Consider the following 16457-nt stretch of genomic DNA (forward strand, 5'->3'; position numbering starts at 1 on the left):
ATTTAACTTTAAATTTAGATAAATTCAACTTTTACCAAAATAAATTTAGACGGACGACATTTAAACAGCTCTAAACATCAAAAAAAAGCAACAAACGACATTTTAAATTACCACTATGATTTTCAACTCAAGCAAGCTTTACACTTTACCTATACGCTATCATGTTTACTTTTGGCTCACGTATTTTTTGTTCAATACTTTGCGCTGGGGAAGCTATTTTAACGATTACGTATATTCTTTAAAAACTACTTTACTTGGTTTTCCTATTCACATGGCATTATGTTATCTGAATATTTTGGTTTTGATGCCTCATTTGGTCTATCGTAAAAAATATGTCCTATATATTATAACAGTGCTTTCGGCAATTTTTGTCATGGTTGTTCTAAAATTTAATTTGACTTATTTGCTGATTACGCATGACGTTTGGCCAGAAGGTCCGCAAACCATCAACACACTTACGCTAAATTATACGATAGACATGATGATGGGTGAATTATATGTGATGACTTTTGTAACAGCTATTAAAATCACGCTCGATCTTTTACAAGAACAAAAACGTGTCACCGATCTGGAAAAATCGCAGCTGGAAACAGAATTATTATTTTTAAAATCTCAGATTTCACCTCACTTTTTCTTTAATACCTTGAATAATATTTATTCGCTTTCTGTAGAAAAATCAAATAAAACGCCTAAGATAGTTTTAAAGCTTTCTGAATTAATGCGTTATATGCTTTATGAAACAAAAGAAAAAAAACAGTCATTAGAGAACGAAATTCTATGTATTCAAAATTATCTTGATTTAGAGAGAATTAGAAACGGAGAAAGACTAGAAGTTAATATGTACATTTCAGGAGATATACATGATAAAGAAATTTCACCCGTTCTATTATTGACTTTTGTTGAAAATGCTTTTAAACATGGCGTTAATAAAAATACCGGAAATGTTGTTATCGATATTAATTTTAAGGTAAAAGGCGATTTCTTATACTTCAGTATTTCAAACCCAATGCCCGAAATTACCGTACATAAAGATAATTTTAACAAGGCAAGTGGTATAGGTATTGAAAACGTCAAAAAAAGACTTGAATTAGGATATAATAAAAGTGACTATAAGCTTTCATTTAAAAATAAAAAGAATATTTTTGTCGTTAAACTAGTCATAAAAGTCACGTAGCCTCGCTTTTAGCTATTTCGAAAACTATACCTACAAAAAAACCATATCGGCCTAAAATAATATTTACAAATGAAAATAAAGTGTTTAATTATCGATGATGAGCCATTGGCAATAAACGTTATTAAAAGTTATATTGAACAGATTGAAGATTTAGAACTCATTAATACCTTTAGTAATTCTATTGAAGGGTTAAATTTCTTGAAAAACAATACTATTGATGTAATTTTTCTTGACATTAATATGCCTGTGTTAGACGGTATAAATTTTATCAAAAGTTTAGAAAACCCGCCTCTGCTTATTATCACGAGCGCTTACGATCAATTTGCAATTGAAACTTACGAGCTGGATGTTTTAGATTATCTGGTAAAACCAATTGAGTTTCCTAGATTAATGAAAGCCGTAAACAAAATCAACAAACGACTTAATAATACCAGTAAAATTCCTCAGGAAAATAGTAAAGAAAACCCTTTCATCTTCGTTAAAATCGACAAGAAAAAAATGAAGAAGATTTTCTTGAACGAAATTTTGGTCATCGAAAGCTTAAAAGATTATTTAAAAATAAGCACCACTTCTGGCAAATTCATCATTCACAGCACTTTATCAGATTTCACGAGTTTATTACCCGAAAGAGATTTCATCAGAATCCACAGATCTTACACGATCGCAATTGATAAAATTGATGCTGTAGAAGGAAATAGCATTGAAATTGAAGGACTTAGATACGTTATCGGAAGATCTTATATAGACGAAGTAAAACAGAAAATTTTGAATTCTTCGATTTAGTGAGAAGTCATTAGTGAAAAGTAAAATGTTAGATGTAAATGTCTGACTTTTTTTCATTTCTCAAATAACATTTTACCTTTTACAAATAACATTTTACCTTTTACAATTAACATTTCACAAAACAATAAAAAACGAAAATGCGGCCAACCACGACCGCATTTTCTCTCAATTATAGGTAACTAACCAAAATAAACCATGAAATAGTCTATTATCTTTATTGCTGGAAAAATCCTTAGAAATGATAACGTTTAAACGCTTCGATAGCCGAATAATCTGCTAATCCTAAGTTGTGATATTTTTCTGCAGTCAATCTATTTCTGTCTTCAACCCGCACCCAAAACTCCCTGCTGTCATCACCTTGAAACATAACCCCGTCTTTTTGAGATTGGTGATAAAAAATTGCATGTCGTTTCTTTAAAACCTGGTCAGGACTCATTGGTACTGCCATGTCAATTTGGTACGATTCCCATTCATGCCATGCGCCTCTGTAAAGCCAAACCCAGCAGTCATCCATAAAACTTTTGTGTTTTAATCTTTTTAAAGCTTCAAACAAACTGTCTAAACAAACTTTATGAGTTCCGTGCGGATCTGCCAAATCTCCGGCGGCATAAATTTGATGCGGTTTTATTCTTTCAATAATATCACACATAATGTCGATATCTGCATCCGAAAGATTATTCTTTTTAACTGTTCCTGTTTCGTAAAAAGGAAGATCTAAAAAGTTAACATTTGAATCTGGCAAACCAATGTAACGAGTTGCTCCAAAAGATTCGCTTCTTCTAATTAATCCTTTTAATTTTCGAACCTCAGGAGAATCAATTTCATTACCAGTTCTGTTTTGAAGAAAATCGATAATTTCATCTGAAACAGTAGAATTTGGATTTAATGCTTTTGAAATTTCTGCAAATTTTAAAGCTTCTTCATTTGAAACCGCGATATTTCCAGAAGTCTGATAGGCAATATGAACTTCATGCCCCTGCTCTACCAAACGGTCAAATGTTCCTCCCATCGAAATCACATCATCATCTGGATGCGGACTAAAAATAATTACTCTTTTCTTTTCAGGAGTTGAACGTTCTGGTCTATAGGTATCATCTGCATTTGGTTTTCCTCCCGGCCATCCTGTAATGGTTTGCTGCATTTTATTAAACATCTTAATGTTCAAATCGTATGCAGTTCCTTCTTCCGTCAAAAGACTCGACATTCCGTTGTCGTTATAGTCTTTATCAGTTAGTTTTAGGAAAGGTTTCTTCGTCAACTCACTTAACCAGGCCACCGCTTTTAATTTTAATTCATCTGTCCAAACACAAGACTTAACCAGCCAAGGCGTTTTTACCCTTGTAAGTTCAGATGAAGCTTCTGTATCTAGAACAAATGTTGTGTTGTTATGCTCTTGTAAATACGTAGCCGGCACTTGCGAAGAAACCTCGCCTTCAATTGTATTTTTTATAATTCCTGCTTTACTAATTCCCCATCCTAGTAAAACGATTCTTTTTGCATTTCTAACGGTTCCAATTCCCATTGTAATGGCTTTTCTAGGAACATTGTCAATCCCTAAAAAAGAAGAGGCCGCATCGACACGTGTCAAATGATCCAAAGTAATACTTCGGGTTCCAGAGTTTACATGCGAACCTGGTTCATTAAAACCAATATGTCCTGTTCTGCCGATTCCTAAAAGCTGAAAATCCAATCCGCCGTACGATTTAATTTTCATTTCATAGTCTATACAATATTGCTGTAATTCCTCGGCGCTAACCTGTCCGTCTGGAATGTTTATGTTTTCTGGAAGAATATTAACGTGATGGAACAAATGCTCATGCATAAAATGATAATAACTCTGAATATCATTTTTATCCATCGGATAATATTCATCTAAATTGAAGGTCACTACGTTTGCAAAACTCAGTCCTTCTTCTTTATGTTTTCTTACAAGTTCTTCGTAAACTTTTATTGGAGAAGATCCTGTAGCTAAACCTAAAACACAAGGTTCGTTCAGCTCATTTTTTCTCTGAATTAAATTGGCAATTTCCTGCGCGACCAATAAAGAAGCTTCCTGCGACGATTCGAAAATAACATTATGAATTTTCTCAAAACGAGTTTCTTCAAATTTTCCTGCTTCCGTAAATCCAATATCTTCTTTAATCATATCGCTGTCGCTCATTTAATTAATGTAAGATAAAAGTAGAATTAAATAGTCCGTTAGAACTAAAATTTCGACTAATAACGACTATCGTTCGGCAGAAAACAAAATAGCAAACTTCAAGTAGTTTTTAACAAGCAAAAAAAGCTTTTATTCGATGATGCTGATTTCGGCAATCGAAACACTTTGCGCTTTTCCTATACCAGCTGTTGCAACAAATCTTAAAAATCTTGCTTTAACTGCAGCAAAACTCTTAAATTGTTCAATTGGGTTGTGTTTGATATTTGAGAATTCTCCTTCCGATTGTTTAGTCCATGTAATATTGTCTTCGCTGGTATAAAATTCATAATTCGAAATTAAATTCAAATTATTTCCAACCTGCTGTGGTATATACGTAAAGCCTTTTATTTCCATTAATTCACCCATGTCGATAATCACAGATTGAGGCAGTTTATTTTCGTCATTTCCAAAACCCCAGTCAGTATTGGCATCGCCGTCAATAATTTTTTCAACAGTTTTAGTGTCACCGCTTGAAACCGAAATCACTTTCCATTTTTCTTTAGAAACGCCGTATTTAGCCGTTTTTACAGCACTATTAATTTTTTCTTTAGTGTTTCTTGAAATGGCTTTAATTGTTACTGCTTTATTATAAGTAAAAGGAGTTTTGTATAAAGTGCTTTTTTCAGAAGGCATTTTTCCGTCTAAAGTATAGTAAACTGCATTTCCATCTTCGGATTTAATCGTAACCAAACCATTTTTATCACGAAGAATCTGCGGTTCTTTTACAAAAGTCGGCGCATTATAGGCTTCAATTGTATTAATTACAAAGCCAGCTTTTGCATCTAAAACATTAATTCTAAGCGCTAGAGCAGTCACACGGTCTAAACGTAAAATTCTTTTGTAACCAATTGTGGTTTCATTGGCAATTGTTTTCCATTGTCCGTTTACATTAACTTCTACAGAAAATGCTTTTACGCGCTGTCCTAATTTTATATATTCCTGAAGTAAAAGTCTATTGATTGCTGTTGGCTTTTTAAACGTAAATTCAATCGAAGCCTGTTTGACTTTATCGTCTGTTGCCCAATAGGTATTTTTATTTCCATCAATCACATTTTGAGGTCCGAAATTAGAATCGGTTCCTCTTGTGTTTGAAGCTTGAACTTTAGAACCAGCCAATAATTCTGTTTTGAAATCGGCTTTGATTGTCGCAACCAATTCCTTTAATCTGGATTCATCATTTTCATGAACCAAACCGCGTCTGTCAACTGGAAGATTCAATAACAAAGTCGCATTTCGACCAATCGATTCGTAATAAATATCAACCATTTCGTCAAGCGAACGCACTTTATCGTCTTCAACGGAATGGTAAAACCATCCTGGTCTTATAGAAACATCGGCTTCACCTGGAACCCATTTTTCGCCGTCTTCGTGTCCAGACATGAATTCGCTGTAATGCACTTTTCCAGCCAACTCATCTTTCTGACGTAATAACGACCAATTGGTTTTTCCTGCGCGCCCTTCTTCGTTTCCAATCCATCTCGCTTCTGATGGTCCAACTCCCCAAACCAAAGTTTTTGGAGCGATATCGTAAATCATTTTATAAGTTTCATCCCAATTATAATAAGTCAGCGAATTGATTTTTCTGGTTTCATTTGCACCTCCGTAATAACCATCCCCGCCATTTGCACCGTCAAACCACATTTCGAAAACATCTCCGTAGTTCGTCAATAATTCTTTTAATTGATTTCTGAAATACGTTATATATTCAGGTCTTCCGTATTGCGGATGATTTCTGTCCCAAGGCGAAAGATATAATCCTAATTTTAAATCATATTCTTTACAGGCTTCAGCCAATTCTTTTACCAAATCTCCTTTTCCGTTTTCCCAAGGAGAATTCTTAACAGAGCGTTCTGTATAAGCTGATGGCCATAAACAAAAACCGTCGTGATGTTTGGCAACCAGAATAATTCCTTTCATTCCAGCCTCTTTTACCACGCGCGCCCACTGGCGAACGTCTAATTGTGACGGATTAAAAAGCTCTGGCGATTCGTCTCCGTAACCCCATTCTTTATTGGTAAAAGTGTTTAATGAAAAGTGTACAAAAGCATAAAATTCCATTTCCTGCCAATCGATTTGTTTTTGCGTCGGAAGCGGTCCAAAAGGCTTTGGAGCATTGGCCAATTCCTGACTCGAAACACTAGAAATTACACCCAAAAGACATAAGGAAAGGAATACTTTTTTCATTGCTGATCTTTAAAATAGTCTATAAAGCATAAATGTAGTATAAATTGATTTTCTGAAGTACAGAATTTCGACCAACAGCAAATTTAAAAGTGTTTTGGTTTTAATTTATTTAAAAGATTAAATTTAATCTCCTCCGCAACCACCACATGAACTCCCACACGAACTTCCGCCTCCGCAAGAACTTCCGCATGAAGAACCGCAAGATCCTGAACCGCTAGAATTATTAGTAAAAAAACTATTTGAGTTATAATTTGTTAATGGAACAAAGAAACTCGAAAGCACTACACTTCCGTACAGAAAATAATTCCACTCCCAATTGTTTTCAATTTCGCTGTTTTTAATTTCTTTTTTAATTGTAGACGGAATGATTTTAGCAAACATCAAATTTATAACTCTATCTATATATCCAATAGAAATTAATACTAAAGGAATAATCGCAAACAGCAAATAAGTTAAGGGTCTATCTCTCCAAATTCCTGTAATAAATCGGCTAAAAATTACAGTTAAAAACATTCCTAGAGTAATCATGACAACAATCACAACAAAAGCAAATTCTTTAGACTTAATAATTCTTTCTCTAATTCTATACGTTGCTTTTTGTAATTGTTCGAAAATTGGTTTCTGCATAACCGCTTGACACAATTGCTTGTAAGGCATTGGTTTAAATTCTTTCATAATTTCAATCACACAATTTTCGTACTGATTTTCGCCAAATTCTTCATCGATTAATTCTAATCTGTTGTTGGTTAAAATCCTGATTTTTTTATTCTGAATTAAATTATTGACAACGCCATGCACAACATTTTCTAATTTATCTTCTTTAAAGAAAACCAATTCTAAAGCAGAAAGATTTTGTAAAATCGGATTTGATTTAATCTTCTCATAGAATAAAGCAAAGCTTCTTTTTACGTACCATTCTAGAAGTAAAATTGTTAATCCAAATAATAAAATATAACCAATCAAAAAGTCTGGATTTTGAATTTTTATTAAAACATGAAATATCAAAAGACAAACTGGAAAAGAAAGGAATATGGAATATTGCAAGAACTTTTTTCTGAGTTTCGAAATATCAAATTTGCTTTTTTCAAGCTGTAAAGAATCTAATTCATTTTGATAGTTCCAAACTTCAGGCGGCTGAATTCCAAAATTTATTTCATACAATTCTTTAGTTCGTTCTTTTGCTTTTTGAAACTTTTCGAATTCATCTCGATTATGAGTTGATGGAATATGTTCGATTCTTTTTCCTAAAAGATTACAGAAATCTGTATATGAATTTGTAAATATTAAATGCTGATGCCACACAATGTCTGCGATTTCAGAAGGTGAAACCATTTCGTTGCTGGTCGCTGCCAAAAACATAAACTTTTTATATTCTAGTAAAGCACTTTGAGTAAAAAATAATGTCCAATGATTTTCTAGTGCCAATCTTGTCGAAAATCCATATTCATCGGTTGCGTTATCAAAGTTAAAACGCTGTACTTTTTCCCAAAGTATTTCATTCATAAAGACATCTTTAATCATTAAAAGTATACCAAATATAATAGCTTATTTTAGTCTTACAAATTAAGTTTTTGTTTTGATTCTTAATTTCGAAATATAAATCAGAATAACAGATAAAACTACAAACGCAACCAAAACAAATACACCGTTTACCATGGCAGTTTTAAAACCTAATTGGGTTGCATCTATAAAAGGATACGGATAAAATTCGGTTGCAAGTCCGTGAACCAAAGTATAAATAATATAAATGATTGGGTAAATCAACCAATATGAAATAACCTTAAAGGAAATCTTTTCTGGACTTACAAAAAACAGCCAGAAAAAGAAAAATAGAATAGGCACAACCGTATGGAAAATTTCGCTTACAATAAGATGATGCCCTTGCAAATCTAAAACCGGACGAAGAAGCAAATTAAAAACAATTCCGACAATCAATATATAAACTGTAATTGCCGTAATAGTAGTGCATTTTCTAAAGAAAGCATTTGCCGTACTTCTTCCTCCAAATAATAACAAAGCACTGCAAATAAAAACGATAGTATTTGTTGTAATGGTAAAGAAACTCAAAAAGCGGACTGCTGCACTGAAAAAAGTAAATTCAGGATTTTTTAACAGCAAATAAAACTGCACAGGCAAGGCATATAATTCTAAAGCAAAAATAATACCCAGCAAAATCTCCCCTTTTATTTTTGTGGTATTTTCTTTTTCCATATTTCACTAAAAGTCAGATCACTAAAATAAGGATTTTATTCGAAATATTTACATCACTCTTTTCTGTTTTTCGCTCTCAGCAATAGTTTTTTCAAGCCTTGACAGTTGCGTTTTTTCTTGCTTGGCACTCATAATCCAGTGGATCATTACTTTTTTATAAGAAGGCGCTTGTTTCTCAAAAAATTCCCAAGCTATTTTATTGCTTTTAAACTGTTTTTCGTAAACTTCTAAAAGTGGAACTGGTTCTTTTTCGTGAGAATATATTTTGGATTTATTTTCAGTTCTAAAACTAAAAGCATTCAAACCTGCGTCGGTCATTAAGCCCGCTTTAGTCAAATCTTCCATCTTCTGAATATTAATCGCGCTCCAAATGCTAGAAGGCTTTCTAGGAGTAAAACGAATCGTATAACTTTCCGTATCAATAGATTTTCGAACGCCGTCAATCCAACCAAAACAAAGCGCCTGATCTACAGATTCTGACCAGCTCATAGAAGGCTTTTTACTTGTAACTTTATAAAAACCAACTAAAAACTCTTTTTCTTTCTGATGATTTTTCTCAAGCCATTTTCTAAAGTCTAATTGATTTGCGAAAAATGTTGGTTCCATTTATTCTTTAATTTTCTATAAATATAGAATATTCCAAACAAAAAATCCGCTTCTAAGTTGAAGCGGATTTTTTATTAAGTATCACAAGTTACATTATCCCAATCTTGATCCATGTAATGAATTAGCCAATTGAGCGCATACTGTCTTTCGTAAACAATTCCTGGATTAATGTTTTCTATTTGTCTTCCATTAATCCTTTCGTCTACACAAGCCCAATTGTATCTGTAATACAAATCGGCAGCGTCTAAAATTTCTTTTTTAGAACGAACCTCATGAACTGCATTTATAAATTCAAGAGGATTTTTGTCATGTCCGACAGGATAATTTTCTGAACTAATATTTCCAAGATCACAAAACTCATTCGGAAAATCTATTGCATCTACTTTTTTCAAAGCCCACATCAAGGTCCAAATTCCTTCACATTTCCATGTTTCATACATTTTTTTGTCTTCCGTTGGATTTGCTAAAAACTCTTTTTCTCCTTCTGTAACAGATTCCCAAAGTTTATAATTCTGTAAATAATCAACAGCTTCTTCAGAAGAAATACTATTGAAGGCAACTAAATTCGTTACAGCCAAAACGCTCACTCTTTCGGCAATTTCCTTTGCAGATCGAATTGTAGTTTCTCTTTCCGATTCAACACAAGGCAAATGCTTGTTGATTTTTATATTTTCTCTTTCAAGAATTTCTTCATTTTTGGCTTTTCTTTCTATTTGATCTTCATCTAATTCTGTCTGATCATTGTCAAAATATTCCGAATTAATATTAACTTTTAATTCTTCAATTTCACATCTTCCTTCTGCATCAATAATTAGATTTAAATCTTTATCTAAAAAATGCTGCGATTCAGATTTACTGATAATAGTTTTTGGCTGTACAAATAAAACAGCATCAAATTCTTTTGCAAGATTTTTAATAATCGCTTTTAATTCTTTCACCTCTCCTTTATCCTGACTTATCGAAAATTCAGAATTTAAGGTTTGTATTTTATGAAGAAATAAACCTTTTATCTCTTCATTTTCGGCTGGCAATGAATTTACAAAACCATACAGACCTTTTAAATTGGCTGTTAACTCAGAATCATCTACTTCTGGAATTTTATACGAAGGTTCAGCTCTTTCTCTGTAGAATATTGTGATTTTTTTTGAAGGACTTAAAATTCCTCCTTTAATTTCAAATTCTAGAACATCATTATTACTCGAAAAATTTCCTTGAGGAACATGAGAAAGAAATATTTCTTTTATCTTTTCAAGTCCCAAATGATGCGAATAAATAGTACAAATCATTTTACGGCTTTTAATATTATCTGCGCTAATATAAGTTTATTTTTACAATAGTTTTTCTGTTTTAGCTAAGAAATCTTCCGTAACCGTTTCGATATTTATATTCATTCTTTCGGCCAAAATGGTAAGCCACCAAATCGATTCTCCTATTTTATGTTTCAATTCTTCTTCTGTATTTGACTTTGGCCATCTTCCTTGCTGTGACATAACATGACGACCTACTAAACCTGCATCGGTCAGGAAAGCCAGTGCATCTTCTTCAACCGTCCATTCGCTTCCATGATGCGCTACTTCCAATTCGTGATAACGCTTTCTTATTGCGGCAGAACGCTGTTTTAATTCTTCAAAATTTAATGATATCATAATTTAGTTTTTAATAAATAATTCTTTAAATACAATCGGAGTAATGTTAGTCTTCTTCTTGAAGAGCTTATTAAACGACTGCGGATGTTCAAAACCTAATTTATACGCAATTTCAGAAACTGATAAAGTTCCTTTTACAATATATTCTTTAGCTTTTTCGATTAATTTTTCATGAATAAACTGCTGGGTATTTTGCCCAGAAATACTTCGTAATAAATCGCTCAAATATCTGGAGGACAACTGCAATTCGTCTGCAACATATTGAACCGTTGGCAAACCATTTTCTTGTGGTTTTTCGCTATTAAAATAATCTTCTAATAAATTTTCAAGTTTAGAAAGCACATCATTATTAACTGCTTTTCGGGTTATAAATTGTCGATTGTAAAATCGATTGCTGTAATTCAGTAAAAGTTCTATTTGCGAGATAATTACATCCTGACTAAAATGATCGATTCGTTCGTTAAGTTCATTCTGAATGTTTGTAAAAACGCCTAAAATTGTCTCTTTTTCTTTCTCAGAAAGATACAAAGCCTCAGCTGCCGAATAAGAGAAAAAACCATATTTTTTAATGTTTTCATTTAAAGAATAAGGACGAAAAAAATCAGGATGAATATTTAATGACATACCGCTGTAATCGGCTTCTTCTTCCTGCATTTTCAGAACTTGCCCTGGAGAAACAAACGACATTCCGCCTTCTTCAAAATCGTAAAAACCATGTCCGTAACGCAGTTTTCCTGTAAAATTTGTTTTGAAAGATATTTTATAAAAATCCAAAAAAATTCCGTTTTCAAAATCTTTGGGATCAAAAACAGCTTCGCCATAATTCAAAATGCTAATTAGCGGATGCAATGGTTTCGGTTGTCCCATTGCTTTATGCAGCTCCGAAATGGTATTGAATATTCTGGGTTGGTTTTTCATTTTCATGGATGAATGTACAGCTTAAAATGCTGAAGATTTTACAAATTTACAAAATGTTCGACTGGCGCAATGTTCCAGCTCACAGTACTTTGATCGATCATATCATGTACGGGCGAATCACTCAATTCAGTCATTAATTTATGCATTGCATTTGTACCATCTTCCTCGCTGTCCCAAACCAACATATCAAACACGACATCTTTCTTTAATTAGAAAATAGTTCGGGAACGAAATCCTTTTTGGCGTTTCAAAAATGCATCAATTGCAGCATTAGCTTCAATAAACTGTTTTGTTGTAAAACCTCTCAGTTTAAAGGCAGTCAATTCTATAGCTTGATTTTTCATCTGATATAAAATTAAAAAGTAAACATGGTTTTGATATTTTTCACCTGATTTTCAGCTCCCAAACTTAAGCGCTCATTGTATAATGCGTTGGCATCATTTCCGGCAATATATCTTAATTGATTCTTGTTGTCAGTCGCAGCTTCGTAGATAATTTGAGCGACATCTTCGGCTTTTGTATAATTCTCTAATTGTTCTGCATTATAGCCTTTACTTACTTCAAAAGTTAGTTTTTCATATGCTTCGTGTTGTGCAACTTCCATTGATCGTATGGCAAAATCTGTTTTCATGCCGCCTGGAGCCACAACTTTTACTTGTATTCCGAACTGAACTAATTCTGATGCCAGACTTTCTGAGAATCCATCTACGGCAAACTTTGTCGCGCTGTAAATCGAACAAGTAGGAAAACCCATTAAACCGAAAGTAGAAGTAATATTAATGAATGTACCGCTTTTTTTCTCTCGGAAGTGAGATACAAAAGCTTTTGAAACCCGAATAACCCCGAATAAATTAGTCACAATCTGACGTTCGATTTGATGATTTTCTAAAGATTCTAAAGCGCCAATTAAACCGTAACCAGCATTATTTAAAACCACATCTATAGAATAATTTTCTGTAATACTTTTAATCGTAGAATCAATTTGTTCTGAATTTGTGACGTCTAACGGAAGTACAATCACATTTTCTAATTGATTTAATTCTGTTTCCTTTTCTGGATTACGCATGGTCGCAATTACCTGCCAGCCTTTGCTTTGAAATAATTTTGCTGTAGATTTTCCTAATCCTGTTGAAGCTCCTGTAATAAAAATTGTCTTTTGCATTTTTAATTGTTTTAAAATTATAATGCAAAGATCAGCCGAAGTGTAAAGGTGTTTGTAGCCGTTTTGGAAGATGTAGTAGCCAAAATGACGGATACTAAAAAACTCCATTATTACTAATGGAGTTTTGGTTTATAAATTCTCTTTTGTCAATCGATCCAGCTCTTTTAACAATGTTGGAATTCTAAATTCTCCTGACATGCTTTTTACTTTTTGAACTGCATCATCCAGTTCAATACCAATTGCCGTAACGTATAGTGGTTTTTGGCTGTCACCTCTTAATATCCCGACTTTATCATTTTCAATCGATGCAAAATTTGTTTTGGCAACGCCAATAATCGGAATTTCTTTATTAAGCCTTTCGTATAAATGTCCGCCTAAACCATATTTTTTATCATCATCTAAATAAACAAAACTGTCCACTATTATAACATCAACTTTTGCTAGATCTATTTGATTTAATAAACTTAAAATACAGGGAAGTTCTCTTCTGTAAAACTCACCAGGAATATATTCTTCTACATTTTCTATTATTTCGGTGTGAATTTTAAAGTTTTTACTTTCATTCCATTCTTCAAATTCCAAACAAACTGTCTTGGCTTTTCCGTCAAAATAGTAAGTATCAAATGCTAATATCATAATATTTTATTTCTTATCAAAGATGCTAATATAAGACAAAATCAACTTTGTAACTCATAAAAAAACTCCATTATTTCTAATGGAGTTTACTGATTTTTTAAATTTAGATCTAAATATTTCGCTCCCATGGAGCTTGTGATAATCTGGTTAATTCTTTTCTATAAATATTTCGCTCTTCCAGAGCTGAAAACTATTTAATTCTTTAGAACAAGCTCCAGCGGAGCGAATATTTATAGAAAACGGTAAAAATCACGAAGAAAGCCCCAGCGGGGCGAAATATAAATTCAACGATTAACCTTTATATTAATCGACGAACCTTGAATTCCATTTCCTATCGTCGCCTTCAACTGAATATTTTCTTTTTTTCCGTTTGATTGAATAATTGCAACACATTTACCATTAAACAACTTACAAGAATTCGCTTTAAAAGAATCCAAATTAGCCTGATAACCATTATCAACGCCAACTAATTTTCCTCCGCCAGTCACTTCAAAATTAATTAAATCCATGGCATTTGGCAATAAGTTTCCATCTTTATCTATCATAGAAACCGTTACATAAATCAAATCGTAAGTATCGTTTTTGATTGTAGTTTTTTCTGCTTTCAAATCAATTTTTGACGCTTCTCCTGCTGTGTGAATTTCCTTTTCTAAAACTACTTTTCCGTTCTTTCTTGAAATCGCTTTTATCGTTCCTGGTTCAAATTTCACTTTCCATGAAATATGCAAATCATCATTTTGTTTTGATTTTGTTCCGAGAGATTTTCCGTTTAAGAATAATTCTACTTCATCGGCATTATTATAATACGCCCAAACTTCTACTTCCTGATCTTTTTTCCAATTCCAATGCGGAAAAATATACAGCATTGTTTTGTTCGACCATTCACTTTGGTACATATAATACACATCTTTTGGAAGTCCGGCCAAATCAACAATTCCGAAATAAGAACTTCTCGCTGGATACGGATACGGATCAGGTTCTCCGATATAATCAAAACCGGTCCAGATAAAAGTTCCCGCCATGAAATCCTGACTTTTAATCGTTTTCCAGTTTTCTTCGTGCGTTGCGCCCCAGTACGATTTCACCTGATCGTAAGCCGAAACCGTCCAATCTGCGTTACCATCAAACGGAGCGCCGTGTTTGGTTGGCCATGCTTTAATTCCATCAGGAAAATCATAATGTCCGCGTGTTTCTAAAGCCGAAACGCTTTCTGAAGCTAATATTTTCTGCCCTTTAAAACGAGTTGGAAAATCTTTATAATCTTCGTGTTTATAATTAAACCCTAAAAGATCCAAAGCTCCCGACTGGTAAATAAAATTCTTCTCAATAACATTTTCGGTCAAAGCCGAAGTCACAGGACGTGTTGTATCTAGCGATTTTACGATTTTAGCCAATTCTCTAGTAATCGCAATTCCTGTAGAATCAAATTGTTCTCTAATTTCATTCCCAATACTCCACATCATAACCGATGGATGATTTCGGTCTCTTTTAATAAAATCTTCTAAATCCTGTTTGTGCCACACATCCCAATCTTTGTGATAATCGTTGGTCACTTTTTTCTTTTTCCAAACGTCAAAAGCTTCGTCCTGAACGATGAACCCCATTTCGTCACACAATTGCATCATTTCTAAAGAATGAGGGTTATGAGACATTCTAATAGCGTTTGCGCCCATTTCTTTCATCAAAGTCAGTTTTCTTCTCACCGCATGAATATTTTCAACCGCTCCCAAAGCGCCGTTATCATGATGAAGGCAGACTCCCAAAATCTTCGTTGGTTTTCCGTTTAAAGAAAATCCTTTCTCTGAATCAAAACTAAAGAAACGGAAACCAAGAGGCGTTTCGTAATTGTCAACTAATTTCGATTTTTCGTAAATTTTAGTAACCACTTTATACAAATACGGGTTTTCAGTATCCCACAATTTTGGCTGATTTAAAACCAAATCGTGAATCTTTTTCTCTGAAGTTTTAGCCGATATTTTTTCTGTTGTAGTGAAATTAGCTACTTCTTTATTGTCAGCATTTAAAACTGAAGTAACCAGTTTAAATTCTTTCGAAGTTTCGTTGTCATTATCAATCGTAACTTCTAAATGAATCTTAGATTTTGCTGCAGAAACTTCAGGCGTGGTTACAAAAGTTCCCCACTTTCCAACGTGCAATTTTTCGCTAGCAACCAAACGCACATTTCTATAAATTCCAGATCCTGTGTACCACCTTGAATTGGGCTGCGCATCGTTATCGACTTTTACCGCGATAATATTCTCTTTTCCAAAGTTGACATATTTCGATAAATCATAACCAAAAGAAATATAACCATTTGGACGCATTCCTAATGATTTTCCATTTATGAAAACTTCGCTGTTCTTAAAAACGCCATCAAATTCTATTGAAACCGTTTTGTTTTTCCAATTTGCAGGAACAGTGAACACTTTGCGGTACCAGCCTTTTCCAGCAGGCAAAAATCCCTGCGCTTGTTTGGTTTTAGCATCTTTATCAAAAGCACCTTCAATACTCCAGTCATGAGGCAGTTGAAGCGTTCTCCAATCTTTCGCATCGAAATTTGCTTGAATTGCATCTGGATAATCTCCTAATTTGAAGTTCCAGTTTTTATTGAAATCTTCGACAATTCTGGCTTGTTTTTGTGCAAAAATTGATACTGAAAACAGTATTGTTAAAGCAATTATTATCTTTTTTAAAATCATAATATATTTAAATAATCATTTTTAAAAATTAGCATTTTCTCCAATCTTGTCATTTCGACGAAGCAGAAATCTTCATTAGTAACTCCACAACGTGAATTACCAATCTTTGTCGAGCTTCTTGAGAAGATTTCTCGTTCCTCGAAATGACAAAAATGAGGGCAATACTTTGCGGGGCTTCGACTTCACTCAGCCTGACAAACCTAAAAAACTATGAACCTTTGTCCCTCTGCCCCTTTGA

At 33.4% G+C, this 16457-nt stretch carries 15 protein-coding genes; 2 read left to right on the forward strand and 13 right to left on the reverse strand.

Annotated features, from left to right (window positions below; all coding sequences use genetic code 11):
- The first annotated feature begins 115 nt into the window (after window positions 1-115).
- On the forward strand, window positions 116-1174 hold the full coding sequence (locus tag QE431_RS12180; protein ID WP_057116063.1) for a sensor histidine kinase: 1059 nt from the start codon (window positions 116-118) through the stop codon (window positions 1172-1174).
- A gap of 69 nt (window positions 1175-1243) precedes the next feature.
- The gene (locus QE431_RS12185; RefSeq protein ID WP_057116064.1) at window positions 1244-1957 is read left to right on the forward strand and encodes a LytTR family DNA-binding domain-containing protein; all 714 of its coding nucleotides are present in this window, start codon (window positions 1244-1246) and stop codon (window positions 1955-1957) included.
- Between the two features lie 232 nt (window positions 1958-2189).
- Here QE431_RS12185 and nagB read toward each other — a convergent pair whose 3' ends face one another.
- From nagB to QE431_RS12250, 13 genes are all read right to left on the reverse strand, one after another.
- The gene (gene nagB, locus QE431_RS12190) at window positions 2190-4118 is read right to left on the reverse strand and encodes a glucosamine-6-phosphate deaminase (RefSeq protein WP_243839371.1); all 1929 of its coding nucleotides are present in this window, start codon (window positions 4116-4118) and stop codon (window positions 2190-2192) included.
- Between the two features lie 129 nt (window positions 4119-4247).
- Window positions 4248-6341, reverse strand: coding sequence for an alpha-L-fucosidase (locus QE431_RS12195; RefSeq protein WP_307296192.1), 2094 nt, complete (start codon window positions 6339-6341; stop codon window positions 4248-4250).
- A 123-nt stretch (window positions 6342-6464) separates the two neighbouring features.
- Complete coding sequence (locus QE431_RS12200; RefSeq protein WP_307296194.1) at window positions 6465-7844, reverse strand: hypothetical protein; 1380 nt, start codon at window positions 7842-7844, stop codon at window positions 6465-6467.
- Window positions 7845-7904: 60 nt separating this feature from the next.
- Window positions 7905-8552: a Pr6Pr family membrane protein gene (locus QE431_RS12205; protein WP_307296197.1), complete on the reverse strand. Its 648-nt coding sequence runs from the start codon at window positions 8550-8552 to the stop codon at window positions 7905-7907.
- A 48-nt stretch (window positions 8553-8600) separates the two neighbouring features.
- Window positions 8601-9158, reverse strand: coding sequence for a YdeI family protein (locus tag QE431_RS12210; RefSeq protein ID WP_307296198.1), 558 nt, complete (start codon window positions 9156-9158; stop codon window positions 8601-8603).
- Window positions 9159-9232: 74 nt separating this feature from the next.
- The gene (locus QE431_RS12215; protein WP_307296201.1) at window positions 9233-10444 is read right to left on the reverse strand and encodes a DUF4272 domain-containing protein; all 1212 of its coding nucleotides are present in this window, start codon (window positions 10442-10444) and stop codon (window positions 9233-9235) included.
- Between the two features lie 42 nt (window positions 10445-10486).
- On the reverse strand, window positions 10487-10804 hold the full coding sequence (locus QE431_RS12220; protein ID WP_307296203.1) for a MazG-like protein: 318 nt from the start codon (window positions 10802-10804) through the stop codon (window positions 10487-10489).
- A 3-nt stretch (window positions 10805-10807) separates the two neighbouring features.
- Entirely contained in the window at window positions 10808-11722 is a 915-nt protein-coding gene (locus tag QE431_RS12225; RefSeq protein WP_307296205.1) for an AraC family transcriptional regulator, read from the reverse strand.
- 38 nt (window positions 11723-11760) lie between these two features.
- A complete protein-coding gene (locus QE431_RS12230; protein ID WP_307296206.1) occupies window positions 11761-11916 on the reverse strand; it encodes a hypothetical protein in 156 nt (51 codons plus the stop codon).
- 15 nt (window positions 11917-11931) lie between these two features.
- Window positions 11932-12066, reverse strand: a complete 135-nt coding sequence (locus QE431_RS12235) for a hypothetical protein (RefSeq protein WP_307296209.1) — start codon at window positions 12064-12066, stop codon at window positions 11932-11934.
- An 11-nt stretch (window positions 12067-12077) separates the two neighbouring features.
- Window positions 12078-12884: an SDR family oxidoreductase gene (locus tag QE431_RS12240; protein ID WP_307296212.1), complete on the reverse strand. Its 807-nt coding sequence runs from the start codon at window positions 12882-12884 to the stop codon at window positions 12078-12080.
- 129 nt (window positions 12885-13013) lie between these two features.
- On the reverse strand, window positions 13014-13520 hold the full coding sequence (locus tag QE431_RS12245) for an endonuclease V (RefSeq protein ID WP_307296215.1): 507 nt from the start codon (window positions 13518-13520) through the stop codon (window positions 13014-13016).
- 284 nt (window positions 13521-13804) lie between these two features.
- On the reverse strand, window positions 13805-16219 hold the full coding sequence (locus QE431_RS12250; protein WP_307296217.1) for a sugar-binding domain-containing protein: 2415 nt from the start codon (window positions 16217-16219) through the stop codon (window positions 13805-13807).
- Between the last annotated feature and the right edge of the window lie 238 nt (window positions 16220-16457).

Origin of the sequence: Flavobacterium sp. SORGH_AS_0622, assembly GCF_030818825.1 — a bacterium.
GTDB lineage: Bacteria > Bacteroidota > Bacteroidia > Flavobacteriales > Flavobacteriaceae > Flavobacterium.